Below are 25,647 nucleotides of genomic sequence, written 5' to 3'. Positions count from 1 at the left end.
CTACGTCAGCGCGGGTACACGACGGCTACCGCGAGACCGGCCAGACCCTCGCCTCGCCCGGTGAGGCCGAGCCCGTCGGTGGTGGTACCGGAGACCGAAACGGTGGCCCCCACGGCAGCCGAGAGTGCCGCCTCGGCCTCGGCCCGGCGCGGCCCGATCCTCGGCCGCACGCCGACGACCTGGACAGAGACGTTGCCGATCTCGAAGCCGGCCCCGCGTACCCGCCGCGCGGTCTCGATGAGCAGGGCGACGCCGGAAGCGCCGGCCCACTCCGGACGGTCGGTGCCGTAGTTGGCGCCGAGATCGCCCAGGCCGGCGGCGGACAGGAGCGCGTCGCAGGCCGCGTGCGCCGCGACGTCACCGTCGGAGTGGCCGGCCAGGCCGTCGACGCCGGGCCACGAGAGGCCCGCCACCCAGCACGGGCGCCCGGGCGCGAACGCGTGTACGTCGGTGCCGATGCCGACACGGGGAATGATCACGACGGCCATTCCAGCAAGAGCTCGGCGACCGCGAGGTCGAACGGGCGAGTGATCTTCAAGGCGTGTTCGTGGCCGGGGACGCAGGTCACGGGTACCCCCTGCTTCTCCACCAGGCCGGCGTCGTCGGTGAGGGTCGCGGCGGCGCTGGCGTGCGCGGCGGTGAGGACCGACCGCTTGAAGCCCTGCGGGGTCTGCACAGCGCGCAGCGCGGAACGGTCGACCGTGCCGAGCACCACTCCGTCGGCGCCGACCTCCTTGACCGTGTCGATCACGGGAAGGACCGGGATGACGGCGGCGCTGCCGGCGCGGACGGCGGCCGCCACGGACTCGACGAGCGAGGCCGGGGCGAGCGCCCGGGCTGCGTCGTGCACGAGGATGATGTCCGGACCCTCGGGCACCGCGGCGAGGGCGGCCGCCACCGACTCCTGCCGCTCCGTACCACCGGCCACAACTATCACCGGTGCCACAGGAGCGAGCAGGGAGCGCACGGCTTCGACGTCGGACGGCGGAGCCGCGACGACGATCGCGCACACGGATGGCGCCGCCGCCACACGACGGATGGCGTGCACGAGCATCGGCTCGCCGCGAAGCTCGCGGAGAGCCTTGGGACCGCCGGCACCGAGCCGCACCCCGGCACCAGCAGCAGGAACGAGGACCGCGACGTCACCGCGCGGGTTGAGCTGCGCGGTCACGTCGCGGTCCCCGTGGATAAGTTGTAAACGGGTCAGCCGGAGGGTCAGGCCTCGGTGAGCACCTTGTCGAGGAGGATCTCCGCCTCGTCCTTGGTGCTCTTTTCCGCCAAAGCGACCTCGCCGACGAGGATGTCGCGAGCCTTGGCCAGCATGCGCTTCTCGCCAGCCGACAGGCCCCGCTCGCGCTCCCGACGCCACAGGTCACGAACAACCTCGGCCACCTTGAGCGGGTTGCCAGAGGCCAGCTTCTCCAGATTCGCCTTGTAACGCCGCGACCAGTTGGTCGGCTCCTCAGTGTGCGGAGCACGGAGGACGTCGAAGACCTTGCCCAGGCCTTCCTCGCCAACCACCTCACGCACGCCAACGATCTCGGCATTCTCGGCGGGCACCCGCACCGTCAGGTCACCCTGAGCGACCCTGAGGACGAGGTACTGCTTTTCCTCGCCCTTGACGACCCGAGTCTCGATTGCCTCGATGAGTGCGGCCCCGTGGTGGGGGTAAACAACGGTCTCGCCGACACTGAAAACCATAGGTTCGAAACCCCTTTCGCTGTGTCTAGGGTAACACGCTCAGGCACCGATGTCCCGTCCCGGTCCTGGCCGTTAGCGCAGCTCAGGGGCACTGTGAGAGGCCTTTCTCCAGCTTGACAGGAGGATTCCATCGACCATCCGGTACGCAGAGTAATGCCCAAATCAGCACTGCGCGACGCCGGCGGTCTATGCGGGACCCGCCGTAAGGACCGCTGCCCCCTAGCGGTCCCACCCCTCCGTGCGAGACCCTAAAGGTTGACCCCGATCGACTTCGCGGCGCGCGGATGGGGGACATGGGAAGCATGGGCAACGGCAACGGTGGCACCCCGCCAGAAGGCGGCGGACGCCCCGAAGGCGTGCCCGACCTGCCCCCGGAGTGGGGGACCGTGGTGATCCCGGACGACCTGAGCGAGCTCGCCGAGGAGTCGGAGGCGGTACGTAAGGACCTGCGCCGCCAGGCTCGCCAGGAGGTGTGGCGGCGCCGGCTCGGCCGGCCGGTCGGCGGCGGTGCCAGCCAGTCCTCCCTACGCATCCCTCTATTGATCATGGCGGTCGCCGTGCTCGCGACGCTGACCAGCCTCTTCGCGGTCACCTGGCCTGGCCGGCAGCAGCCGGTCGCGCCGCCGGTCGCCCGCCACTCCGGCAGCGCGCCGGCGCCGACCCGCACGATGCCTGCGCTCGACCTCATCGACGTCGACGGGTCCACCGTGTCGCTGCGCGGCCTCCTGCCGGCCGCCGTGATGCTCACCGACGGCTGCGAGTGCACGCGGCTGGTCGCCGACACCGCGGCCGCGGCAAAGCCGGGCGTCACGGTGGTCATGGTCACCAAGTCCTCCGCCCCACCCCCGCGCGCCAGCACGCCACGCGCGCCGGGCTCCGGGGCGGCGGGCGTGCGCAGGCTCGCCGATCCGACCGGTGAGCTGCGCGGCAGCCTTCAGCTCGGCACGCAGGGGACGGGCCAGGTGGCCACGGTGCTGCTCGTGGCGCGCACCGGCGAGATCATTTCGACGATCCCGGCCGCGCAGACGATCGAGCAGTTTCGGGCCGAGCTCGCGACGCTGTCCTGAGCGCTCACTCCACGTCGATGACCTGGATGCCGATGTCGGCCGCCAGTGAGTCCGGCCGGTACACCTCGATCACCGCGTCGGCGCCCGCGGCCCGAAACTGAAAGGTGCTGAGGTTGCCACCGCAGTCGGCGTCGTAGAGCATCTCGCCCTCGGTCGTACGCTTGATCCGCACCGACAGCTCACCCGGGCCCAGGCAGACGTACTGCAGGCGGTACTCGCCGTCCTTCTGCGTGGGCACGTGCATCACGAACGTGTCCTGTGACTCGATGCGGCCGACATGGCGGGTGACCGTGTTCGGAAAGACCGGCAGGTAACTCTCCAGATCCTCCTGCGGGGGCTCCGGCGCGACCTCCTCCTCGGGCACGACCACCGGCGCGAGCGTCGGTGTCGGCGCCGCCCCGCGCTCCGGGTCGGCGGCGACCCACCAGGCCCCGCCGGCGCCGAGGACCAGGGCCGCACACGCGGACAGCACAGCGAGGCTCAGCCGCCCGTCCGTCAGCTCCACGGAGGCACTGTAGCGGCTTGCGCCGATGTCAGGTGCGCTGCAGCAGGGCCGCGTAGAGCGTGAGGCCGGGGCCGAAAGCCAGCGTCACCACCCATCTCGGCGGGTTGGGGCGCTGCCGCATCGCCTCCAGGATCAGCAGCACGGTTGGCGAGGAGCAGTTGCCGTACGCGGAGAGCGTCGCCCGCGAGTCGCCCAGCGCCTCGGTGCCGAGGGCCAGCTCGCGCTCCACGACGTTGAGGATGCGCGGCCCGCCGGGGTGCACCGCCCAGCCGTCCACATCGGACAGCGTGAGCCCGTGGCGGGAGAGGAGACCGTCGACGAACCGGCGTACGTGCAGCGACAGCACCTGAGGCACCCGTGGCGAGAGCCCCATCCGGAAGCCCATGTCGGTGACGTCCCAGGTCATGTGGTCGACGGCCGAGGTGTCGGTGACCGAGGCGACCTCACGGACCGCGTACCCCCCGCTGGCACCAGGAACGAGCACGGCGGCGGCCGCGGCGTCCGAGAAGAGCGCGTGGGCGACGATCTGCTGGGTGTCCGCCCGGGTCGAGGCGGGCTGCAGGTGGAGGCTGGTGAGCTCGTTGCAGAGCAGGAGCGCGGGCCGGCCGCGAGCGGTCACGAAGTCGGCCGCCGCCCCGATGGTAGGCATCGCGGCGTAACAACCCATATGTCCGACGAAGAGCCGTTGCGTGTCGACTGCCATGCCCATGTCCCGCGCGAGCAGGATGTCCAATCCCGGCGTGACGTAGCCGGTGCACGAGCAGACCGCGAAGAGGCCGATGTCACCGGCGCTCACGCCGGCGTCGACGAGCGCCCGGTCGACCGCCTCCTTGCCGAGGGGCAGGGCTTCGATGAGGTACCTGCTCATCCGGCGCTCGGTCGGCCAGTGTGAGACGTCCTCGATGAGCGGGTTGACGACGGCGCAGCGGGTGCGCACACCGGCGTTCGCGAAGATCCGCTCGGCCAGCGCCTTGGTGGTCCCCGCGTAGTGGTTGGCGAAGAAGCCCCGCCACAGCTCGTCCTGGAAGGCCTGGGCGGGCGTCGCGATACCCAACCCGGCGATCGTGGCGCTCACCATCGGGGAGCGGTCCCCTCGCGGTCCGGGTCGCCGCCGATCGCGGCCACACCGAGCCAGTCCGCACACACGTCGGAGGTGGCCGGGTGGAGGGAGCCGCAGCGGGCGTCGCGGTACAGCCGTTCGAGCGGATGGCCGCGCCGGGTGGCCGAGGTGCCGGCCGCCTCCAGCACAGACGCCGCGACCTCGGCAGCCGTGGTACCGGCCAGCAGCTTCGCCCGCCACACCCAGCGGTTGGTCTCCTCCGCACCCGGCTCCTCGTCGACCCGGCGGGCGGCTTCCGCCACGGCCAGGCGGGTGGCCGCCACAGCCGCGTCGGCGCGGCCGATGCGGGCGCGCACCGACGGGAGCTCGGATACGCCGCGCTTGACCACGTGCTCGACAGCGGCGTCGACGGCTGCCTGGGCGACGCCGGCGTACACGGCCGCGTAGCTGGCGATCAGCCAGTGGGGCATGAGCTGGGCGACGACCAGGGCAAGCCCTTCGACGCCGCCGAGCAGGGTGTCGTCCGGTACCACCGCGTCGATGTGCAGGTCGTGGGAGGCGGTGGCGCGCATGCCGAGCGAGTCCCAGGTGGGCTCGACCTTCAGCCCGTCCACCGTCGCCGGTACCAGAAATTGCGAGACCACCGACTGGTCCCCCGCGTTTCGCGCGGCCACCAGGTATGCGTCCGCGTGGCCGGCGCCGGAGCAGAACGTCTTGGCGCCCTTGATGTGATAGCCGCCGTCCACCTGCTCGTACGAGGTGGTGAGCTGGGAGAGGCGCGAGCCGGCGCCGCGCTCGCTCATCGCCACGCCGTACCACGATCCGGCCGCCGCCTCGGCGAGCATGCGGTCGCGGGCGGCCAGGGCCTCGTCGGGCACGCCGAGCGCCTCGGCGACCTCCTCGTTGACGGCGGTGAGCGCACCTGTCACGGAGGCGTGCATGTTGAAGACGAGGGCGGTCGCGCCGTTGCCGCGGGCCAACTCGTACGCCACGGCCGCGTACTCGGCGAACCCCGCCTCGTGGCCGCCCAGCCTGCTCGGCACCATCAGACCGAAGAGCCCCGCGGCGCGCAGGTCCGCGAAATCGTCGACCGGAAACGTCCCGTCGCGATCGTGCTCCGCCGCCCGCGCCGCCAGCCGCGGCGCCAACCGCCGTGCAGCCGCTATCGCGTCACCCGCCATGCCCTGCCCCTCTCGTGGCCACTAGCCTCTGTTGCCCTGGCCGTTTTTGATGCCCCGCCCCTGGTAGAGGATGGCCGCCGACCAGGTGGGCACGATCCGGCCGCGACCTTGACCCACACCGGCGAGCCAGCCGGCCACCGCCGGCACGGTCGGGCGTACGCCGCGCACGGCGAGCGCCACCCCGTGCCGGGCACACTCCCGCTCTAATACCCGCGGATCGACGAAGAGTGCCGGATCGTGCAGTCCGCGTGGTACGCCGCGGAAGCGCTCGGCGAGCTTCACGGCGACCAGCCGGCTCAGCGCGGTGGAGTTGAGGGTGTCGAGCACCAGCAGGCCGCCCGGGCGCAGTACGCGGCACGCCTCGGCCACCGCTCGGGGCAGGTCGGGCACGTGCTCGAGGATCTCGCCGGCGACGACGACGTCGGCACAGCCGTCGGCGAGCGGGAGGGCACCGGCGTCAGCGTTGACCGGTGTGAGGCCGTGCGCGGCGGCCTGCTCCAGGGCGGAGGCGGTGAGGTCCAGCCCGATGTGCCGGTAGCCCTTTCCGAGCAGGTGCGGGGTGAGGAGCCCGCCGCCGCAGCCGACATCGACGAGGATCGCGCCCGGGCGGGACGCCGGCGGCACGAGCCGCGCGCGGGCTTGTGCCAGCCAGTGCAGCATGGCGAAGGCACCATCGGGCCGCCACCATTCCCCGGCAAGATCGTCGTACTGCCGGGGATCGTTGCGCGGCAGGATGCGCATGGGTTTGAGCGTGGCACGACTGACCGGTAACGGCCAGACTTCGCGGTATGCGTGTCCTGTGGGGCCTCCTTCGCGCCAGCCACCCGGAGCCCGGTGCGGCCGTGACGCTCGTCGCGATCCTGCTCGCCGTCGGGGTCGGCCACGACGCGGCCGACGCCACGCTGGTGGGTCTCACCGTGCTCGCCACCCAGCTCGCCGTCGGCTGGACCAACGACTGGCTCGACGCCGAGCGGGACACCGCTGTGGCGCGGAGCGACAAGCCGCTGGCCACCGGCGCGGTCAGCCGGCGCGCCGTGGGCATCGCGGGCATCGCGGCAGCCGTCGCCACGCCGCTGGTCGGGCTCACGCTCGGCGTGCCAGCCGCGGCCGCGATCACGGCCGCCCTGGTCAGCGCGCTGCTCTACAACTGGCCGCTCAAGTTCACGCCGGCCTCCGTCCTGCCGTACGCGTTCTCGTTCGCCACCCTGCCCGCGTTCGTGATCCTCGCCCTTCCCGGCGCGCCGCGGCCGCCGGTGTGGATCGTGGCGGCCGGCGGGCTGCTCGGCGCCGGCGCGCACTTCGCCAACGTGCTGCCGGACCTCAGCGACGACGTACGCACCGGCGTCCGCGGGCTGCCGCACCGCATCGGACCGGCATGGTCGCGGGCGGCCGCCGCGGTGCTTCTCTTCGCGGCGACGGTCACCCTCGTCTTCGGGCCACCCGGACGCCCCAGCTGGTACGGAATCGCCGCGATCGCCGCCGCCGTCGTGGTCCTCCCCGCGGGGTGGTACGCCGGGCGCCTCGCCTCATCCCGCGGCGCCCGGCCGGTGGCCGTCTTCCGCGCGGTTCTCGTGGTGGCCCTGATCGACGTTCTCCTGCTCGTCACCAGCGGTCGCGTGGTCTGAGACGGCGCGCACCGACGGGTCCGTCCGGGTTCGGCGGGACACAACTGGCGGGCCTGGCGCGAACGGGCGATCACGGGCAACTACGCTGGGCCCCGGTCAGACACGACAGGGAGGACCGACGTGAGGCGCTCGATGACGCTGTTGGCCGGCGCGGCGGCGGTGACCGCCCTGCTTGCATCGGGGTGCAGCGCAGGCCAGATCGCCGAGACCGCGGCGAAGGTCCCGTCGGTGCCGGGTGTCAGCGGCGACGTCACCTCGACCGACGGCTCCTTCTCGGTCCGCAACGCCCTGGTGGTCTACCACGGCGGTGGCTACGAGGCGGGCGCTGACGCCCCGCTCGACCTGCACATCTTCAACAACACGGGCAAGGACGTCACGGTGACCGTGACGAGCCCGGACGCCGAGTCGGTCACGCTGGCCGCCGGGGCGAAGGGCACGCCGTCGCCGTCCGCATCGCCGTCCGCATCGCCATCGCCCACGCCGTCCGCGACGGCCACCCCGTCGGGCACCCCGACCGCGACGCCCACGGGCGAGGCCACGCCGTCCGCGGAGCCGACCCCGGCCGCCGAGCCGCCCGCGCGGCCCGCGAGCGTGCAGATCCCGGCCGGGAGCTTCGCCGCGCTGAACGCCGGTGGCCAGCAGTTCATCGAGCTGGTCGGGCTCAGCGAGGAGCTGAAGCCGGGCGAGATGGTCGAGCTTGTCCTCGACTTCGGCGGTGGCGCCAAGCTGACCTTGGCCGTGCCGATGGGCGTGCCGCTCACTCCGGTGCCGCGCGGCTCCGCCGAGGCGGGCGAAGGCGAGCACTGAGCGGGGTTTCGTCGTACCGCTTGGTTAGGGTGCCGGCGTGACGACGTCGAGATCGATCCCGCGGAGCCCGGCCAAGGGCCGCACCGCGGCCCGTGAGCCACGCCCGGCGTATGAGTGTGACGCCTGCGGGCACCAGCCACCCAAGTGGGTCGGCCGCTGCCCTGAGTGCGGCGAGTGGGGTTCGGTCGTCGAGTGCACGGTGACCGGTCCGATGGCCGCCGGCCGCGTGGTCAGCTCGCGCATGCCGTCCGAGCCGGCTCGCCCGATCGCCGAGATCAGCGCGGCACCGGCCCAGGCCCGCCCCACCGGCGTGACGGAGCTCGACCGGGTGCTCGGCGGCGGCCTCGTGCCCGGTGCGGTCGTGCTGCTGGCCGGCGAGCCCGGCGTGGGCAAGTCGACCCTCCTGCTCGACGTCGCACAGCAGTGGGCGGCCGGCGCGGGCAGCCCTTCGCTGGTGGTGAGCGGCGAGGAGTCGGTCAGCCAGGTGCGCCTGCGCGCCGAGCGCATGGGCACGCTCCACGAGCGGCTCTACCTCGCCTCCGAGAGCGACCTGAGCGCGGTGCTCGGCCACCTCGACGCGGTCAAGCCCGGCCTGCTGGTGCTCGACTCGGTGCAGACCATCTCCATGCCGGGCGCCGAGGGTGTGGCAGGCGGAGTCACCCAGGTGCGGGCCGTCACGGCCGCGCTTGTCTCGGTGGCCAAGGAGCGGGGCATCGCCACGATCCTCGTCGGGCACGTCACAAAGGACGGTCAGGTGGCCGGCCCGCGCGTCCTGGAGCACCTCGTCGACGTGGTCCTGCACTTCGAGGGCGACAAGCACTCGTCGCTGCGGCTCGTGCGCGGCGTGAAAAACCGGTTCGGCACCGCTGACGAGGTGGGCTGCTTCGAGATGCACGAGAGCGGCATCTCCAGCCTGCCCGACCCGTCCGGCCTCTTTCTGACCCGCTCCACCGAGGCGGTGCCGGGCACCTGCGTGACGGTGGCGATGGAGGGGCGGCGGGCGCTGGTCACCGAGGTGCAGGCGCTCATCGGCGCGGCGGTGCCCGGCTCGCCGAGGCGCACGGTGTCTGGGCTGGACAGTGCCCGGCTGGCGATGGTGCTCGCCGTCCTGCAGCGCCGCACCGACAGCCTCAAGCTGCATGATCGGGAGGTCTTCGCGGCCACGGTCGGCGGCATCCGCGTGGTCGAGCCGGCCGCTGACCTGGCCGTCGCGCTCGCCGTCGCGTCCGGCGGCCTCGACCTGGCGGTCGCGCCGCACCTCGTCGCGATCGGCGAGGTCGGTCTCACGGGAGAGGTACGCCGGGTGGGGGCGGTGCCTCGACGGCTGGCGGAGGCGGCCCGGCTGGGCTTCACGTTCGCGCTGGTGCCGGCGGGCTGCGGGCCCGACGCGACGGGTGTGCGCACCAAGGGCGTGCGGGTGGTCGAAGTGGCCAATGTGCGGGCAGCGCTACAGTGGGCGGCGCGCGCCTCAGCCGAATAGAGTCGCGTGTCTATGTGACAAGAGGTTAGTCGACGTCACGCTACGGATCTGCCGCCGAACCGCAACAGCACAGGTCGGATGACGGTCCGTAGACTGTGCCCGTGCCGATCGACCGCGATGCGAACAGAACCGCCGCCGCCAGCCTGGCCGGCCGCGCGGGCGTGGTCGGCTCGCCCGCGCGCACTGTCAGCGCCGGAGCGACCGCCGCTGTGCCTGGCCCGGCCGCCGGCCCCGTCCCGGGAGGTGATCCCCTGCGCGCCAATCTGGCGTTGATGGCGCCAGGCACCGCCCTGCGCGACGGGCTGGAGCGGATCCTGCGTGGCCGCACCGGCGCGCTGATCGTCCTCGGCTACGACAAGGTGGTCGAGTCGCTCTGCACCGGCGGTTTCCCCCTCGACGTCGAGTTCTCCGCCACCCGCCTGCGTGAGCTGTGCAAGATGGACGGTGCGGTCGTGCTCTCCAGCGACGGCACCCGCATCGTGCGCGCCGCGGTGCACCTCATGCCCGATCCGTCCATTCCGTCCGAGGAGTCGGGCACCCGGCACCGCACCGCGGAGCGGGTCGCCAAGCAGACCGGCTTTCCGGTCATCTCGGTCAGCCAGTCGATGCGCATCATCGGGCTGTACGTGAATGGGCAGCGCCACGTCCTCGACGACTCGGCCGCGATCCTGTCCCGGGCCAACCAGGCGCTGCAGACGCTCGAGCGGTACAAGCTGCGCCTCGACGAGGTCTCCGGCACCCTCTCCGCGCTGGAGATCGAAGACCTGGTGACCGTGCGCGACGCGGTGGCGGTGGTGCAGCGGCTGGAGATGGTCCGCCGGATCGCCGACGAGATCGCTGGATACGTGGTGGAGCTCGGCACCGACGGCCGCCTGCTCGCCCTCCAGCTCGACGAGCTGATGGCCGGTGTCGACGCCGACCGCACGCTGGTCATCCGCGACTACCTGCCGGCCGGGCGCAAGGCCCGCACCCTCGACGAGGCGCTGGTCGAGCTCGACCTGCTCACCGCCACCGAGATGATCGACCTGGTGGCGGTCGCCAAGGCGATCGGCTACCCGGGCGCCTCCGACTCGCTCGACGCCGCGGTCAGCCCGCGCGGCTTCCGCCTGCTGGCCAAGGTGCCACGCCTGCCCGGCACGGTCGTCGACCGGCTGGTGGGGCACTTCGGGAGCCTGCAGCGGCTGCTCGGCGCCACGGTCGAAGACCTGCAGGCCGTCGACGGCGTCGGTGACGCGCGCGCCCGCGGCGTCCGCGAGGGCCTGTCCCGCCTGGCCGAGGCGTCGATCCTGGAGCGCTACGTCTAGACCCTGTACGCGGCCTTGCGCTCGGCGCCGCCGGGCGTCGACTGGGCCCGGGCGCAGCCCGGCAAGGATTTTCCAAACAGGGCCTGGGCCCTGTTTAGGTCAGGGTCAGCTTGACGGGGGCGCTGAGGTCGGTGCCGAGGCGGCCGAAGACTTCGTACTCGCCGGGCTTGGGAGCGCTGCCGGTGGCCACGCCGTCCTTGCAGCCGGTGCTCAGCCGCCCGTTCCAGGTGACCGAAAACTCCATCTCGAGGTTGCGCGGAAATGGCTTCACTTCCGAGCCCCGGTACGTGCTGCACCGGTCGGACGACCAGATCGTCTCCGCGCCCCGCTTGATGTAGATCTCCTGCTCGTCCGGACCGACGTCGCGGCTGCACTGGCGGTCGGACTCGTTCTTGATCCGCAGCTTGATGACGATCGTCTGGCCGGCGGGTGCGTTGGTCAGGCTCGGCACCGGCGTGACCTTCATCTCCGCGTCGGTGCATCCGCCAGCGGGCGGGGCGGCCGGTGCACCCGTGGTGGTGGGCGGTGGCGCGGCGGGTGCCTCGGACGTGGGGGCCTGCGTGGGCGCCGCGGTCGGCGACTCCTCGGCGTCCGGAGTGGACGGTGCGTCGCCGGCGTCAGCGGTGGGGGTGCTGCTGGCGCTCGTCCTGGCCGCCCCTGAGCCGCCACCGCCGCGACAGGTCGTGAAGAGCACCAGGAGGACGATGAACAGGGCACCGAGCACAATGGCGCGACGCCGCCAATAGACGGCGGAAGGAAGGGGACCAACCGTCAGTCTCATGATGTCCTCACGGTATAGGGGTGGGCCGCGAGGATCCCGGCGACGCGCCGCCCGCTCGCAAAGCTAGAGATAGACCTTGCGTTGGTGGATCGCGTGGGCGCCGGCGACGCGGTCGAGGAAGAGCAGGCCGGCGCAGTGGTCGATCTCGTGTTGCAGGGCACGGGCCTCGAAGGCGTCCGTCGTGAGCCGTACGGGTTCGCCGGTGCCGGGCAGTGCGGCCTCGACCACCACCCGGGCGGCGCGCTTCACGTCGCCGGTCAGGTCGGGCACCGACATGCAGCCCTCCCGGCCGGGCCGCCACCGGCTGGCCTCGACCACCTTGGCGTTGCACAGTGCGATGGCGCCGTGCACCGTGGCCGCCTTCGGGTGGCCGCTGACGTCCACGACGAAGACCTGGGCGGCGACGCCGACCTGCGGCGCGGCCAGGCCCACACAGCCGGGCGAGACGCGCATGGTGGCGAGCAGGTCGGCGGCGAGTCGCACGACCTTGGGGTCGCTGGGATCGACCTCGGGACCGGGCCGGCTGAGCACGGCGTCGGGCGCGGTGACCACCGGGAGCACCTCTCCGGCGTCGCCGAGCGCCTCGGGCGTCCAGCCGTGTAACGGGCTCACAGCACATCCATCTCGGCGGGCCGGAGCGTGACCTCGACGTCCAGCCCGGCGGCCGCTTCGGCGAGCCGCTTGGCGACGGCGTCGGCGGTACCGCTCGGGAGGTCCACCTCCGCGACCAGCACGTAGAGCGGGCCGGTGAGGCGGGTGGTGAGGTCGGTGATGTTGCCGCCGGCCTCGGCGAGCACGCGGGTCACCGCGGCCACGATGCCGAGGCGGTCGGCGCCGTGGACGCTCATGATGTACGGCTCACCGGCCGCCGCCGCTTCGACCTCGGACCCGACCTCCCGGACCGTCGCGAGCAGCCGGCCGTCGGCGGCGAGCGGGGCCAGTGCGGCATCGGCCTCGGGTGCGGCGGGGCCGGTGCATACCAGCGTCCAGGTGAAGTGGCCGCGCAGGCGGGTCATCGTCGAGTCGGTCAGGTTGGCGCCGAGCCGGGCTAGCGCCTCGGACACGTCGGCGACGATGCCCGGACGGTCGTGGCCGATCACGGTTATCGCAAGCTCACTCACGGGTGGAGTCTGCCCGATGCGTGTCAGCGTGGCAGGATCGACCCGCTGTGTTTGCCGCCGGTACCGTCGGGCCGCCTCGCGACGAGCACCGCTCCCGGGGAGAGGAATGCCTGAGACCGACCTGGCCGATGCGGCCATCGAGTGGTTCGACGCGAACGCCCGTGACCTGCCCTGGCGCGCGCCGGGTACGAGCGCCTGGGCGGTACTGGTCAGCGAGATCATGCTCCAGCAGACGCCGGTGGCGCGGGTGCTTCCCGCGTACGAGGCGTGGCTCGCGCGCTGGCCCGAGCCGGCGGCCCTCGCGGCGGACACGCCCGCCGAGGCGATCCGGATGTGGGGCGGCTGGGCTACCCGCGCCGGGCGATGCGGCTCCACGAGTGCGCGGTGGCGATCGTGGCACGGCACGGTGGCGAGGTGCCCGCCGATCTCGACGCGCTGCTGGCGCTGCCTGGCGTGGGTGCGTACACGGCGCGGGCGGTGGCGGCGTTCGCGTACGGGCAGCGGCAGCCGGTGGTCGACACCAACGTGCGGCGCTTCGTGGCCCGGGCCAGCCGCGGCAAGGCGGACGCCGGTCCCACGACCACGCCCGCCGACCTTGCCGACACCGAGGCGCTGCTGCCGGTCGAGCCGGCCCGGGCGGCGCGGGCGAGCGCGGCGTTCATGGAACTGGGCGCGGTGGTGTGCACCGCACGCTCGCCGCGCTGCGCGGACTGCCCCGTGGTGGACGCGTGCGGCTGGAGGGCGGAGGGCCGGCCGATGCCCACCGGGCCGACCCGCCGCCCACAGCAATACGCGGGCACGGACCGTCAGGTTCGCGGATTGTTGCTGGCCGTCCTGCGCGAGTCGCACGACCCGGTGCCGGCGGGCGCCCTGGACGTGGTGTGGGCGGACGCGGTGCAACGCGATCGGGCGCTGCGCAGCCTGCTGGACGACGGGCTTGTGTCACCGGCCGGCGAGGGTCTCTACACGCTGGCCGGCGAAGCGTAGACACGAAAAGGGCGGCTCCTCGCGGAGCCGCCCTTTTGCGTTTGTGGTGCTGCCGTTACTCGGCGGCCTCAGCGGCGCTGCCAAGGTCGGCGGGCACCGCGTCGGGCACCTCGACCGGCTTCTCCGCACCGCGGAACACCAGCTTGGACTTGTCGACGTCGGCAGGGTCGCCTTCGCAGTCGACGACGACGATCTGGCCGGGTTTGAGTTCGTTGAACAGGATCCGCTCGGAGAGGTTGTCTTCGATGTCGCGTTGGATGGTGCGGCGTAGTGGGCGGGCGCCCAGGACGGGGTCGAAGCCCTTCTTCGCCAAATACTTTTTGGCGTTGTCGGTCAGCTCCATGGACATGTCCTTGTTCCGCAGCTGGGTTTCGATCCGGGCGATCATGATGTCCACGATCTCCAGGATTTCGTCTTCTTGCAGCTGGTGGAACACGATCGTGTCGTCGATCCGGTTCAGGAACTCGGGCCGGAAGTGCTGCTTGAGCTCGTCGTTGACCTTCTGCTTCATCCGCTCGTAGTTCGACTCGGAGTCCTCCGAAGCCTGGAACCCCAAGCTGACGGCTTTGGCGACGTCGCGGGTGCCGAGGTTGGTGGTCAGGATGATCACCGTGTTCTTGAAGTCGACGATCCGGCCCTGACCATCGGTCAGCCGCCCGTCCTCCAGGATCTGCAGCAGGGTGTTGAACACGTCCGGGTGGGCCTTTTCGATCTCGTCGAACAGCACCACCGAGAACGGCCGCCGGCGGACCTTCTCGGTCAGCTGACCACCCTCGTCGTAGCCGACGTACCCGGGTGGGGCACCGACCAGCCGGGACACCGTGTACCGGTCGTGGAACTCCGACATGTCCAGCTGAATCAACGCGTCCTCGGACCCGAACAGGAACTCGGCCAGGGCTTTGGACAACTCGGTCTTACCCACACCCGACGGCCCGGCGAAGATGAACGAACCAGAAGGCCGCTTCGGGTCCTTCAACCCGGCCCTCGTGCGGCGGATCGCCTTGGACACCGCCTTGACCGCGTCTTCCTGCCCGACGACCCGCTTGTGCAGCTCGTCTTCCATCCGCAGCAGCCGCGAGGTCTCCTCCTCGGTCAGCTTGTACACCGGAATACCGGTCCAGTTCGCCAACACCTCAGCGATCTGCTCGTCATCAACCTCGGAGACGACGTCGAGGTCGCCGGCCTTCCACTCCTTCTCCCGCTGCGCCTTCTGACCCAGCAGCTGCTTCTCCTTGTCCCGCAGCTGCGCCGCCCGCTCGAAGTCCTGCGCGTCGATCGCGGACTCCTTGTCCCTGCGCACCTGAGCGATCCGCTCATCGAAGTCCCGCAGGTCCGGCGGCGCGGTCATCCGACGGATCCGCATCCGCGCACCCGCCTCATCGATCAAGTCGATCGCCTTGTCCGGCAGATACCGATCCGAAATGTAGCGGTCGGCGAGGGTGGCCGCGGCGACCAGCGCGGCGTCGGTGATCGACACCCGGTGATGGGCCTCGTACCGGTCCCGCAACCCCTTCAAAATCTCGATCGTGTGTGCGAGGGAGGGCTCACCGACCTGGATCGGCTGGAACCGCCGCTCCAACGCCGCGTCCTTCTCCAAATGCTTACGGTACTCATCCAGCGTGGTCGCGCCGATCGTCTGCAACTCACCCCGGGCCAGCATCGGCTTCAAAATCGAGGCGGCGTCGATCGCACCCTCCGCCGCACCCGCACCCACCAGGGTGTGGATCTCGTCGATGAACAAGATGATGTCGCCGCGGGTGCGGATCTCCTTGAGGACCTTCTTCAACCGCTCCTCGAAGTCACCGCGGTACCGGGACCCCGCGACGAGGGCACCCAAATCCAGGGTGTACAGCTGCTTGTCCTTCAACGTCTCCGGGACCTCACCCTTGACGATCCGCTGAGACAGCCCCTCCACCACGGCGGTCTTACCCACACCGGGCTCACCGATCAGGACCGGGTTGTTCTTCGTCCGGCGGGACAGCACCTGCATGACCCGCTCGATCTCCTTCTCCCGCCCGATCACCGGGTCCAGCTTGCCCTCCCGGGCAGCCTGGGTCAGGTTCCGACCAAACTGGTCCAACACCAAACTCGTCGACGGGGCGGCCTCACCGGCGGCGGCGCCGGCGGCGGCGGGCTCCTTGCCCTGGTAGCCGGACAGCAACTGGATCACCTGCTGCCGCACCCGGTTCAAATCAGCACCCAACTTCACCAGCACCTGAGCCGCGACACCCTCACCCTCCCGGATCAACCCCAGCAGGATGTGCTCAGTACCGATGTAGTTGTGACCAAGCTGCAACGCCTCACGCAGCGACAGCTCCAACACCTTCTTGGCCCGCGGCGTGAACGGAATATGCCCGCTCGGCGCCTGCTGACCCTGCCCGATGATCTCCTCCACCTGCTGGCGGACGCCCTCCAACGAAATACCCAGACTCTCCAAAGCCTTCGCCGCGACGCCTTCACCCTCATGGATCAAACCCAGCAGGATGTGCTCCGTACCGATGTAGTTGTGGTTGAGCATCCGGGCTTCTTCCTGAGCCAGGACGACAACCCGTCGCGCTCGGTCGGTGAACCGCTCGAACATGCCCTCGTGCTCCTCACGTGCCGTGCGCCATGATCTTGGCGGGGCCAGCGCCGGGGACGTCCCGTCGGGACGTCCGTCTCAATACTCTATCGCCGCGGACCGACTGTGCTTGTGCCGTGCGTGCCGGACTGGCCCACGTCCGCGTCCTTTTCCCCAACTGTGCGCGCTAGAGCGCTGTTCCCCCGCCCTGACCGCTACGCGGAGAGCGAAATCCACAGCTCGCCACACGGGTCATCCACAGGCTGTGGACAACGTCGTCCACCCTGTGGACAACGCGGGCGGGGATCGCGGGTCACGGGCGGACAGCCGCCTCGACCCACACCGGGTACGCAACGCCGAGGGCCTCCAGCGAATTCCGGCCGGACTCGCTGGAGGCCCTGAGACGTTTCCACGGATCCGCGGCCCCGCCCGACCGGTCCTGGATCCGCCCATGAGGGGAGCCACCCCTCAGATGCGGGCGGGCCCGCGGCGCATTGCGCCACGGGCCCGTTGCCGGGTCCGGTCGCGACGGCGAGGCTCAGCGGCCCGCCTTCGCGTGGTACTCGTCGACGATCTCCTGGGGGATCCGGCCGCGGTCGGAGATCTCCTTGCCTTCCTTCTTGGCCCAAGCCCGGATCGCCTTGTTTTGCTCGCGGTCGGCTGCCGCTCCACCGCGTCCCCGCGCGGCACGGCCACCAACGACGACACCGCCACGGCCGATCTTTGAACCGGCCGCCGCGTAAGGGGCGATTGCCTCCCGCAATTTGTCGGCGTTCTTCTTGGACAGGTCGATCTCGTACTGAACGCCGTCGAGCGAGAACTTGACGGTCTCGTCGGCGTCGCCGCCGTCCAGGTCGTCGACCAACTTGTGAATGATCTGCTTGGCCACGGGCCGCTATCCTTCCGAGCAGGGTTCCTCCCGCAAACAAGAGAACAATAGCCCGGAACACGCTCCAGCCGTCAATAGGATCGAAGAAATCTACTCGGGGCGGACCAGCGGGTAGAGGATGGTTTCGCGAATACCTAGCCCGGTGAGCGCCATGAGGAGCCTGTCGATTCCCATTCCCATCCCGCCGGACGGGGGCATCCCATATTCCATGGCGCGGAGGAAGTCTTCGTCCAAGCGCATCGCCTCGTCGTCTCCCTTCGCCGCCAACTGCGCCTGGCGGACCAGCCGTTCGCGCTGCTCAACAGGATCGACCAGCTCCGAGTAGGCAGTGGCGAGCTCGAGACCGAACGCGTACAGGTCCCACTTCTCGGCGAGACCGGGCTGGTCACGATGCGCCCGGGTCAGCGGAGACGTCTCCTCCGGGTAGTCCCGTACGAAGGTGGGCAGCACGAGGTTTGGAACGACGAGCTCCTCGAAGAGTTCCTCAGCGAGTTTGCCGGGTCCCCACTTGGGCGACACGGGAAGATTGTGCTTCTCTGCGTACTGAACGAGCCTCGCCATGTCCGTACGGACCGTTACCTCCTCGCCGAGCGCCTCGGAAAGAACGCCGTAGAGGGTTACGGAGCGCCACTGACCGCCGAGGTCGTACTCAGCACCGTCCACATGCCTAACAACATAGGACCCAAAGGTCGCACGCGCGGCTTCCTGTACCAACTCGCGGGTCAGCGTGGCCATCGTGTTGTAGTCCGCGTAGGCCTGGTACGCCTCGAGCATCGCGAACTCGGGAGAGTGGGAAGAGTCAACTCCCTCATTACGGAAGTTGCGGTTGATCTCGAAGACTCGTTCGATCCCACCAACCACACTGCGCTTCAGGAATAGCTCTGGTGCGATTCGCAGATACAGATCGGTATCCAACGCATTGCTGTGAGTTACGAATGGCCGGGCCGCGGCGCCGCCGTGCAGCAACTGCAGCATCGGCGTCTCGACCTCCAGGTACTCGCGAGAGTGGAGCGAGTCACGCAGACTTCGGACCACCTTGGCCCGTGTACGGACCGTCTCGCGCGCCTGCGGACGCACGATCAAATCGACGTACCGCTGCCGTACCCGCGCCTCCTCACTCAGCGGCCGATGCGCCACCGGAAGCGGCCGGAGTGCCTTTGCGGTCATCGACCACGTGTCGGCGAGTACGGAGAGTTCACCTCGACGGCTCGTAATCACCTCGCCGGTGATGCCCACATGGTCACCGAGATCGACGAGGCGCTTCCAATCCTCGAGGCGCTCGGGGCCGACGCGGTCGAGCGAAAGCATCGCCTGGAGCTCGGTGCCGTCCCCCTCCCGGAGGGTGGCGAAGCAGAGCTTTCCGCTGTTTCGGATGAATATGACGCGCCCGGTCACGCCCACCGTGTCGCCGCTGGCGGTGTCGGTGGGCAGCTCGGCGTACCGCTCGCGGATCTGGGCCAGCGTGTGGGTGCGGGCGTAGCTCAGCGGGTACGGCTCCACGCCGTCGGCGAGCATGCGGTCGCGCTTCGACCGGCGCACCCGCATCTGCTCGGGAAGGTCCTCGGCGGGGTCAGCGGCGGCAGGAGTCGACTCAGTCACGGCACAGCTTTCTCAATTAAGAGGACGGATTCGCCACGAGGGTACTCGTAACCAGGGTGCGGGTACCTTCGATAACCGATGGCTGATCAGACTCAGGCCCTGTCGTTCGGGGCCGCCGCAGCGGAGTACGACCAGTTTCGGCCCAGCTATCCCGTCGAGGCGGTGCGGTGGGCGGTGGGCGCGCCGCCGCCGGCCGATGTCGTCGAGCTGGGCGCGGGCACCGGCAAGCTGACCCGCGTGCTCCTCGGCGCCGGCTACAGGGTCACGCCCGTGGAGCCGGACGCGGGCATGCGCGCGCAGCTCGCCGAGTCGACCGAAGGTGTGACCGCGATCGAGGGCTTCGCGGAGGGCGTGCCGCTGCCGGACGAAAGCGCCGACGCGGTGGTCGCGGGACAGGCGTACCACTGGTTTGACCGGGAGCGTGCCCATCCGGAGATCGCCCGGCTGCTCCGGACCGGTGGCCATTTCGGCGCCATCTGGAACCACCGCGACGACCGCGAGCCGTGGATCGCCGAGCTTTCGCGGATCACGCACGACACACCGGACAATCGGGGCAACTTCGACCCCGAGCCGACCGTGGCGCTGGAGCTCACCGACATGTTCGGGCCGGTCGAGCGGAGAGAGTTTGTGCACCGGGAGTCGCGCACGCCGGACAGCCTGGTCGCGATGATCTCGACCCGCTCGTACTTCCTCACCGCCACGCCGGAGCGCCAAGCCGAGATCGTGGCAGGTGTGCGCGAGCTCACCGCCACCCATCCCGACCTGGCCGGGCGGGAGAGCTTCGACGTGCTGTATCGCGTGATCGTTTTTAGGGCTCAGGTATTGCGCTCGTAGACCATCCGCAGGCCGATGAGGGTGATCATCGGCTCGTGGTGGGTGATCGTGCGGCACTCCTCGATCACGACGGGCGCCAAGCCGCCGGTGGCGATCACCGCTCGCAGCGGGCCCAGCTCCTCGGCCATCCGCTCCACGATCCGGTCGACCTGCCCGGCGAAACCGAAGTACATGCCGGACTGCAGGCACTCGACGGTGTTTTTGCCGATCACCGAGCGAGGCCTGGTCGGCTCGACCTTGCGCAGCTGGGCGGCACGGGCGGCGAGCGCGTCGAAGGAGATCTCGATGCCGGGCGCGAAGGCGCCGCCGAGGAACTCGCCCCGCGCGCTGATCACGTCGAAGTTGGTGGTCGTCCCGAAGTCGACGACGATCGAGGGGCCGCCGTAGATCGTGTACGCCGCGAGGGTGTTGACCACCCGGTCGGAGCCGACCTCCTTGGGGTTGTCGATCGCCAGCTGCACGCCCGTCTTCACGCCCGGCTCGACGATCACGCTGGGCGTGTCGCCGTAGTACCGGCTGAGCATCGTGCGCAGCGAGCGGAGTGCGGCCGGCACGGTCGAGCAGGCCGCCACCCCGGTGATCTCCACGGCGTCGCCGGCGAGCAGGCCGCGCAGCTTGAGGCCGAGCTCGTCGGCGGTGGACCGGGCGTCGGTCTTGATCCGCCAGGAGTGGACCAGCTTGTCCCCGTCGAAGGTGGCGAGCACCGTATTGGTGTTACCGATGTCTATGCAGAGCAGCACGCGCAACCTCTTACGGGCGCAGGTCCAGGGCGATATCCAAGATAGGCGAGGAGTGGGTGAGGGCCCCCACCGAGAGGTAGTCGACGCCGGTCGCCGCGTACTCGGCCGCGACCTGCAGCGTGAGCCCGCCTGTGGCCTCCAGCTCGGCCCGGTCGCCGACCGCCTCGACCACCTCGCGCAGCAGGTCGGGCGTCATGTTGTCGCAGAGCAGGAAGTCGGCACCGGCCTCCACGGACTCCACCGCCTCGGCCACGGTGGTCACCTCGACCTGCACGGGCACGTCGGGAAACAGCTCGCGGACCCGCCGGTACGCGGCGGTCAGCCCGCCCGCCGCCAGCTTGTGGTTGTCCTTGATCATGGCGACGTCGTACAGGCCCATGCGTTTGTTCGTGCCGCCGCCGGCCCGCACCGCGTACTTTTCCAGCGCGCGCAGCCCCGGCGTGGTCTTGCGCGTGTCGAGCACGGTCGCTTTGCTGCCAGCGAGCTCGTCCGCCCAGGCCCGGGTGTGTGTCGCGACCCCGGACATGCGGCAGAGCAGGTTGAGCGCCGTGCGCTCCGCGGTGAGCAGGGCTCGGGTCGGGCCGGCGACCGTGGCCAGCACCGCGCCGCGCGCCACGCGGTCTCCGTCGTGGGCCTTGCTTTCCCATTTGGTACGGGCATCGACTTCCTCGAACACCGCGGCTGCGACCGCCAAGCCCGCGACCACGCCATCCGCGCGAGCCACGAGATCAGCGCTGTTCAGCTGGCTGTCCGGGATCGTCGCGACGCTGGTCACGTCCAGGCGGGAAGGGCCGAGATCCTCGTCGAGCGCGGTGCGCACCACGCGCGCCACGTCCGCGGGGTCGATGCCGACCGCACGCAGGGCCTGCACAGTGGACTGGTTCACAGCTTCCCCCAGCTCTCAGTGACCTCGCCGTCCGGACCGATCCCCCGAGCAGGTGACCAAGCCACTCGTCACTGGTCGCCGGGTAATCCTCGCGCCAGTGGCAGCCGCGTGTCTCCTGCCGGGTGTACGCGGCGGCGACCAGCGTCGACGCCACCGTCAGCAGGTTGGTCGCCTCCCACGACGCCGTGCGCGGTGTGCCGCGGGTGCCGCCGAGCCGGGTCAGCTCCTTCGCCGCCGTGGCGAGCGAGTCGGCCGAGCGCAGCACGCCCGCGCCGCGGGTCATCGCCTCCTGCAGCGGCACGCGGACGTCCTCGCCCACCACCCAGCCGGGCTCGCCCGAGAGCGGCGCCGGCTCGGCCTGCGGCGGGAGGTCACGCGCCACGTCCTCGGCGATCCGCCGGGCGAACACGAGCCCTTCGAGCAGCGAGTTGCTGGCCAGGCGGTTGGCGCCGTGCACGCCGGTGCAGGCCACCTCACCGCACGCGTACAGGCCCGGGATCGAGCTGCGGCCGCGCAGGTCGGTACGCACACCGCCGGACGCGTAGTGGGCGGCCGGCGCGACCGGGATCAGGTCGACGGTCGGGTCGATGCCGGCGGCCAGGCAGGCGGCGGTGATCGTCGGGAAGCGGTGCGGTACGTCGGGCAGGTGGCGGGCGTCGAGGTACACGTGGTCGGCGCCGCTGGCGAGCATCACGCGGTGGATGGCCTTGGCGACCACGTCGCGGGGGCGAGCTCGGCCAGCTCGTGCTGCCCGAGCATGAACCGCCTGCCGTCGCCGTCGACAAGGTGCGCGCCCTCACCACGCAGTGCCTCGGAGATCAGTGGGCGCTGGGTCTCGTGGATCTCCCCGCCCACGAACGAGGTCGGGTGGAACTGTACGAACTCCACATCGGTGACCACCGCACCGGCCCGCAGCGCGAGAGCCACCCCGTCGCCGGTCGAGACGGACGGGTTGGTGGTGGCCGAGAAGATCTGTCCCATACCGCCGGTGGCCAGCACGACCGCCCGGCTGAGGATGGCCCCGACGCCGTCCTCGCTGCCCTCACCCAGCACGTGCAGCGTGATGCCGCAGGCCCGGCCGTCCGGCGCGCGGAGCAGGTCGAGCACCAGCGCGTGCTCGACCAAGCGGATCCAGGGGTCACGGCCGACCGCGGCGTGCAGCGCCCGCTGTACCTCGGCACCGGTCGCGTCGCCGCCGGCGTGCACGATGCGGTTGGCCCGGTGGCCGCCCTCGCGGGTGAGCATGAGCGAGCCGTCCGGGTTGCGGTCGAACTCGGCGCCGAGGCGCATCAGCTCGCGTACCCGCAGCGGCCCCTCCTCCACGAGGACGTCGACCGCGGCCGGGTCGCAGAGGCCGACGCCGGCGACGAGCGTGTCCGCGGCGTGTGCGGCGGGAGTGTCGAGCGGGTCGAGCACGGCGGCGATGCCACCCTGCGCCCAGCGGGTGGAGCCGTCATCGATGTTGACCTTGGTGACGACGGTGACGTGGAGGCCGGCCTCGCGCAAATGCAGAGCCGCGGTCAGCCCGGCGATCCCGGAGCCGACCACCACCACGTCAGTGGTCTCGTACCAGCCCGGCTGCGGCGCACCGAGCCGCCTGGGTAGCACTGGCAGTGCAACATCCATCCGACCAGTCAACCACCGAGCACCCGCGCACGGCGGAGACTGTGATCAGGGCCAAGTGAGTGAGCCGCCAGGCTCAGTTCTCGTACTGGATCGGCAGCCCGTTGGGTCCCGCGCCCTTCATGGACCGGTTGACCTTCCGCTCACTCAGCCAGAGGTAGCAGCGGACGCCCCGGTTGCCGCCCTTCCACTCGTCTTCGTTGCCGGGCAGCGAGACGACGCCGGTGCGGTACTTGAGATTGCCGTCGTTGGGCACGCCCGCGAACTTGGCGATGACCTTGCGGCACTCGTTGTGCAGCTTGTCCCAGTCGGCGCTCTTGCTCGGGTACGCCCCCTCGGGGGCGTTGTGCACGCCGACGAACTCGCTGTTGTGATCCTTGGTGCACTGGACGGCGGGCATCGTGTCGATGCTGCTGTCGCGGGCGAGCTTGACCTGGTAGCAGCCGAGCGACAGCGGCGAGGCCGACTTGAGCGCGCCCTTGACGCTGCCGGTGCGGCTCGTGGTGTCGCCGTTGTCCTCGACGTTGGCCACCTCGGTGATGTCGCAGCGGAACCACCGCGAGCCGCCGGACCACGCCTGCGGCGAGGGAAGCACGACGCCCAGCCACAGCCGGCCGTTGCGCCAGTCGCTGCCCACGAACTCCTTGGCCTTTGTGTCGCACTCGGCGTAGGCCGCGCGGATCTCGGCGGAGCCCTTCGCCGGCGGCGCGGAACCGCTGGCGGCGCCGCCGGTGAACTCGCCGACGTGCACGGTCTCGAGCCGGTGCGAGGTGGCGCAGTCGACGGGGTTGAAGGAGGACAGGTAGGCGACATCGGCGTAGTCACCGCTGTGGCAGACCTCGGCCGGCGGCACGAAGGGCTTGGGCTCGGACACCGCCACCCAGTCGTCGGTCAGGTCGCCGTCGACGCCCGCGGGATTGCTGCAGCCGGAGAGCGTGAGAGCGGTCGCGCCGCCTAAAGCGATCGCGGCGATCCACCGTCGCATCGTGCGTCCCTCCCCAAGGGCACTGTCCGGACGGCCGAGCATACGTCACCCCGGCCAAATCCGACTTCCTGCGATACAACCGGCGAGTGACGTTCCTCAACGTTACGTCGGTGACGCAATCTCGACAGTGGCGTTGTCGATGAGCCGGGTGCTGCCCACCCAGGCGGCCACGAGCAGCCGGCCGGTGCCCTCCGCCGGGGCTTGCCCCAGGTCAGGTGCGGTGAGTACGAAATAGTCCAGTTTGGCGGTACCCGACTCGAAGAGCGCCCGGCCGGCGGCCTCGGGGTCGCGCCCCTCCGCGGCGGCCTCCACCCCGGCCCGGAGGGCGGCTGAGAGGGTGAGCGCGGCCTGGCGCTCGGCGGGTGCCAGGTACCGGTTGCGGCTGGACAGTGCGAGGCCGTCGGGCTCGCGCACGGTCGGCACGCCGACGACCCGGACCGGCACGTCAAAGTCCCTGACCATCCGCCGTACGAGCGTGAGCTGCTGATAGTCCTTTTCGCCGAAGAACGTCAGGTCGGCGCGGGTGAGCTGCAGCAGCTTGAGCACGACGGTCAGCACGCCGTGGAAGAAGCCGGGGCGGCTCGCCCCTTCCAGCCGCTCGCCGAGCGGGCCTGGGTTGACCCGGACCATCGGCTCGCCGGAGGGGTACATCTCGGCGCGGTCGGGGGCGAAAACCAGGTCGACCCCGGCCTCCGCGCAGATGGCGAGGTCCGCGTCGAGGGTGCGGGGGTACCTGTCGAAGTCCTCGTTCGGCCCGAACTGCAGCGGGTTCACGAAGATCGTCGCGATCACGTGGTCGGACTGCTCGCGGGCGGCCCGCAGGAGCGCGCGGTGCCCCTCGTGCAGCGCGCCCATCGTCATCACCACGGCCACGGTCCCGGTCATCCCGGCACGGGCGGCGGCCAGTTCGTCCCGGGTGTGCACGAGCGCCGTCACGCTTGTACCTCCTGGCGGGGGTTGGCGAGCACGTCGAGGAGGCGCTCGGCGTCGATCGGGCGCAGCCGGCCGGCGGCGATCGCGCGGTCGGCGGTGCGCCGGGCCATCGCCACGTACGCGGGCACCGAGTCGGGCGCGACGGTGGCGAGCCGCTCCAGGTGCCGCGCGACCGTACCGGCGTCACCCCGAGAGACAGGGCCGGTCAGGGCCGCATCGCCGTGCCGCAGGGCGTTGTCGAGGGCGGCCCGGAGCAGGGGGCCGAGGACGGACTCGGGGTGCACCACCCCGGCGTCGCGCAGCCGGTCAGCCGCCTCGTTGACGAGCGTGACCAGGTGGTTTGCGCCTTGTGCGAGCGCCGCGTGGTACAGCGGGCGGTCGGTCTCGGCGACCCACTCCGGCGTCCCGCCCAGGTCGGCGACGAGCCGGGTGGCGAGGGCGCGGAGCTCGGGCGGGGCGGTCACGCCGTACGCGGTGCCGGGCAGCCGGGACAGGTCGTCGCCGGTACCGGCGAAGGTCATCGCGGGGTGCAGCGCGAGCGGGCGGGCACCCTGTGCGGCGGCCGGTGCCAGCACGGCGAGGCCCTGCGCGCCCGAGGTGTGCGCCACGACCTGCCCCGGGTGGAACGGCAGGCTGGCCACCAGCGGGCCGATCGCGTCATCGGGGACGGCGATGAGCAGCAGGTCGGTGGCGGCACGGGTGACCTCGGCGGGTGCCAAACGGGCCGTATCAGGCAGGAGTCGGGCGATGCGCGCGACCGACGCCGGCGAACTGCCGGAGGCCGCGACGACCGTGTGTCCGGCTCGGGCCAGGGCCGCGCCCAGCACAGCGCCAACGCGCCCGGCCCCGATGACACCGACGATCATGACGTGATCCAGTCCTCGTGAGGTTAGGTACCGGTCAACGTCAGTATGCGTCCCGGTCAACTCGCCCTCACAGAGTGTGTGAAGGTTTTCACGAGCCTCCCGTAGGGTGTGGC

At 70.9% G+C, this 25,647-nt stretch carries 24 protein-coding genes and 2 pseudogenes; 7 read left to right on the top strand and 19 right to left on the bottom strand.

The window, feature by feature from the left end; all coding sequences use genetic code 11:
* Positions 1–5: 5 nt before the first annotated feature.
* Genes ispF through Phou_RS21260 form a run of 3 tightly spaced genes read right to left on the bottom strand, consistent with a single transcriptional unit; the run spans position 6 to position 1,701 of the window.
* Positions 6–488 (bottom strand): 2-C-methyl-D-erythritol 2,4-cyclodiphosphate synthase, encoded by a 483-nt coding sequence (gene ispF, locus Phou_RS21270; protein WP_173057624.1) that lies wholly within the window; start codon positions 486–488, stop codon positions 6–8.
* A complete protein-coding gene (ispD, locus tag Phou_RS21265; RefSeq protein ID WP_173057623.1) occupies positions 476–1,171 on the bottom strand; it encodes a 2-C-methyl-D-erythritol 4-phosphate cytidylyltransferase in 696 nt (231 codons plus the stop codon). Before ispD ends, ispF begins: the two co-directional genes overlap by 13 nt.
* Positions 1,172–1,215: 44 nt before the next feature.
* Positions 1,216–1,701 carry a CarD family transcriptional regulator gene (locus tag Phou_RS21260; RefSeq protein WP_091551228.1) on the bottom strand — a complete coding sequence of 162 codons (486 nt, stop codon included), beginning with the start codon at positions 1,699–1,701 and terminating at the stop codon, positions 1,216–1,218.
* Between the two features lie 293 nt (positions 1,702–1,994).
* Between Phou_RS21260 and Phou_RS21255 the strand changes: the two genes are divergently transcribed.
* Positions 1,995–2,768: a hypothetical protein gene (locus Phou_RS21255; RefSeq protein WP_246273652.1), complete on the top strand. Its 774-nt coding sequence runs from the start codon at positions 1,995–1,997 to the stop codon at positions 2,766–2,768.
* 4 nt (positions 2,769–2,772) lie between these two features.
* Here the strand turns inward: Phou_RS21255 and Phou_RS21250 are convergent, their stop codons facing one another.
* The 4 genes from Phou_RS21250 to Phou_RS21235 are packed head-to-tail and all read right to left on the bottom strand — an operon-like array spanning position 2,773 to position 6,255.
* Complete coding sequence (locus Phou_RS21250; RefSeq protein WP_173057622.1) at positions 2,773–3,273, bottom strand: DUF6023 family protein; 501 nt, start codon at positions 3,271–3,273, stop codon at positions 2,773–2,775.
* A 28-nt stretch (positions 3,274–3,301) separates the two neighbouring features.
* Entirely contained in the window at positions 3,302–4,351 is a 1,050-nt protein-coding gene (locus Phou_RS21245; protein ID WP_173057621.1) for a type III polyketide synthase, read from the bottom strand.
* Positions 4,345–5,514: an acyl-CoA dehydrogenase family protein gene (locus Phou_RS21240; protein ID WP_173057620.1), complete on the bottom strand. Its 1,170-nt coding sequence runs from the start codon at positions 5,512–5,514 to the stop codon at positions 4,345–4,347. The genes Phou_RS21245 and Phou_RS21240 overlap by 7 nt, the downstream gene beginning before the upstream one ends.
* A gap of 21 nt (positions 5,515–5,535) precedes the next feature.
* Complete coding sequence (locus tag Phou_RS21235; RefSeq protein WP_173057619.1) at positions 5,536–6,255, bottom strand: methyltransferase domain-containing protein; 720 nt, start codon at positions 6,253–6,255, stop codon at positions 5,536–5,538.
* A gap of 47 nt (positions 6,256–6,302) precedes the next feature.
* Here Phou_RS21235 and Phou_RS21230 point away from each other — a divergent pair, with 47 nt between their 5' ends.
* The 4 genes from Phou_RS21230 (at position 6,303) to disA (ending at position 10,730) form a co-directional block, all read left to right on the top strand.
* Positions 6,303–7,139 (top strand): UbiA family prenyltransferase, encoded by an 837-nt coding sequence (locus Phou_RS21230; protein WP_173057618.1) that lies wholly within the window; start codon positions 6,303–6,305, stop codon positions 7,137–7,139.
* A gap of 120 nt (positions 7,140–7,259) precedes the next feature.
* A complete protein-coding gene (locus Phou_RS21225) occupies positions 7,260–7,946 on the top strand; it encodes a hypothetical protein (protein ID WP_173057617.1) in 687 nt (228 codons plus the stop codon).
* 37 nt (positions 7,947–7,983) lie between these two features.
* A complete protein-coding gene (gene radA, locus Phou_RS21220) occupies positions 7,984–9,426 on the top strand; it encodes a DNA repair protein RadA (RefSeq protein WP_173057616.1) in 1,443 nt (480 codons plus the stop codon).
* Between the two features lie 101 nt (positions 9,427–9,527).
* Positions 9,528–10,730, top strand: coding sequence for a DNA integrity scanning diadenylate cyclase DisA (disA, locus tag Phou_RS21215; RefSeq protein ID WP_173057615.1), 1,203 nt, complete (start codon positions 9,528–9,530; stop codon positions 10,728–10,730).
* 94 nt (positions 10,731–10,824) lie between these two features.
* On the opposite strand, the gene Phou_RS21210 is transcribed toward disA, so the two are convergent.
* The 3 genes from Phou_RS21210 to Phou_RS21200 form a co-directional block, all read right to left on the bottom strand.
* Entirely contained in the window at positions 10,825–11,511 is a 687-nt protein-coding gene (locus Phou_RS21210; protein ID WP_173057614.1) for a hypothetical protein, read from the bottom strand.
* Between the two features lie 63 nt (positions 11,512–11,574).
* Entirely contained in the window at positions 11,575–12,123 is a 549-nt protein-coding gene (locus Phou_RS21205; RefSeq protein WP_173057613.1) for a peptide deformylase, read from the bottom strand.
* Positions 12,120–12,632, bottom strand: a complete 513-nt coding sequence (locus tag Phou_RS21200; protein WP_173057612.1) for a glycine cleavage system transcriptional repressor — start codon at positions 12,630–12,632, stop codon at positions 12,120–12,122. Before Phou_RS21200 ends, Phou_RS21205 begins: the two co-directional genes overlap by 4 nt.
* A gap of 106 nt (positions 12,633–12,738) precedes the next feature.
* On the opposite strand from Phou_RS21200, the pseudogene Phou_RS21195 reads away from it, so the two are divergent.
* A pseudogene (locus tag Phou_RS21195) lies at positions 12,739–13,619 on the top strand (iron-sulfur binding domain-containing protein).
* A 55-nt stretch (positions 13,620–13,674) separates the two neighbouring features.
* On the opposite strand, the gene Phou_RS21190 reads toward Phou_RS21195, so the two are convergent.
* From Phou_RS21190 to lysS, 3 genes are all read right to left on the bottom strand, one after another.
* Positions 13,675–16,200: an ATP-dependent Clp protease ATP-binding subunit gene (locus Phou_RS21190; RefSeq protein WP_173057611.1), complete on the bottom strand. Its 2,526-nt coding sequence runs from the start codon at positions 16,198–16,200 to the stop codon at positions 13,675–13,677.
* Between the two features lie 517 nt (positions 16,201–16,717).
* Positions 16,718–17,068 (bottom strand): histone-like nucleoid-structuring protein Lsr2, encoded by a 351-nt coding sequence (locus Phou_RS21185; protein WP_173057610.1) that lies wholly within the window; start codon positions 17,066–17,068, stop codon positions 16,718–16,720.
* A 90-nt stretch (positions 17,069–17,158) separates the two neighbouring features.
* Complete coding sequence (gene lysS / locus Phou_RS21180; protein WP_173058718.1) at positions 17,159–18,613, bottom strand: lysine--tRNA ligase; 1,455 nt, start codon at positions 18,611–18,613, stop codon at positions 17,159–17,161.
* Between the two features lie 132 nt (positions 18,614–18,745).
* Here lysS and Phou_RS21175 point away from each other — a divergent pair, with 132 nt between their 5' ends.
* Positions 18,746–19,501, top strand: a complete 756-nt coding sequence (locus Phou_RS21175) for a class I SAM-dependent methyltransferase (protein ID WP_173057609.1) — start codon at positions 18,746–18,748, stop codon at positions 19,499–19,501.
* On the opposite strand, the gene Phou_RS21170 is transcribed toward Phou_RS21175, so the two are convergent.
* The 6 genes and pseudogenes from Phou_RS21170 to Phou_RS21145 all read right to left on the bottom strand — a co-directional run bounded on the left by Phou_RS21170 (position 19,483) and on the right by Phou_RS21145 (position 25,534).
* Positions 19,483–20,241, bottom strand: coding sequence for a type III pantothenate kinase (locus Phou_RS21170; protein WP_173057608.1), 759 nt, complete (start codon positions 20,239–20,241; stop codon positions 19,483–19,485). The genes Phou_RS21175 and Phou_RS21170 overlap by 19 nt on opposite strands.
* A gap of 10 nt (positions 20,242–20,251) precedes the next feature.
* Positions 20,252–21,127 carry a carboxylating nicotinate-nucleotide diphosphorylase gene (gene nadC / locus Phou_RS21165; protein ID WP_173057607.1) on the bottom strand — a complete coding sequence of 292 codons (876 nt, stop codon included), beginning with the start codon at positions 21,125–21,127 and terminating at the stop codon, positions 20,252–20,254.
* A pseudogene (locus Phou_RS21160) lies at positions 21,124–22,753 on the bottom strand (L-aspartate oxidase). The gene nadC and the pseudogene Phou_RS21160 overlap by 4 nt, the downstream one beginning before the upstream one ends.
* A 73-nt stretch (positions 22,754–22,826) precedes the next feature.
* Positions 22,827–23,735 (bottom strand): septum formation family protein, encoded by a 909-nt coding sequence (locus tag Phou_RS21155; RefSeq protein ID WP_173057606.1) that lies wholly within the window; start codon positions 23,733–23,735, stop codon positions 22,827–22,829.
* 102 nt (positions 23,736–23,837) lie between these two features.
* Positions 23,838–24,671 carry a pantoate--beta-alanine ligase gene (gene panC / locus Phou_RS21150; protein WP_173057605.1) on the bottom strand — a complete coding sequence of 278 codons (834 nt, stop codon included), beginning with the start codon at positions 24,669–24,671 and terminating at the stop codon, positions 23,838–23,840.
* The gene (locus Phou_RS21145) at positions 24,668–25,534 is read right to left on the bottom strand and encodes a Rossmann-like and DUF2520 domain-containing protein (protein ID WP_173057604.1); all 867 of its coding nucleotides are present in this window, start codon (positions 25,532–25,534) and stop codon (positions 24,668–24,670) included. The genes panC and Phou_RS21145 overlap by 4 nt, the downstream gene beginning before the upstream one ends.
* Positions 25,535–25,647 lie beyond the last annotated feature (113 nt).

The organism is Phytohabitans houttuyneae (assembly GCF_011764425.1).
Classification (GTDB): domain Bacteria; phylum Actinomycetota; class Actinomycetes; order Mycobacteriales; family Micromonosporaceae; genus Phytohabitans; species Phytohabitans houttuyneae.
Note: the sequence above shows the minus strand (reverse complement) of the source record. Positions and strands in the feature narration are given on the sequence as shown.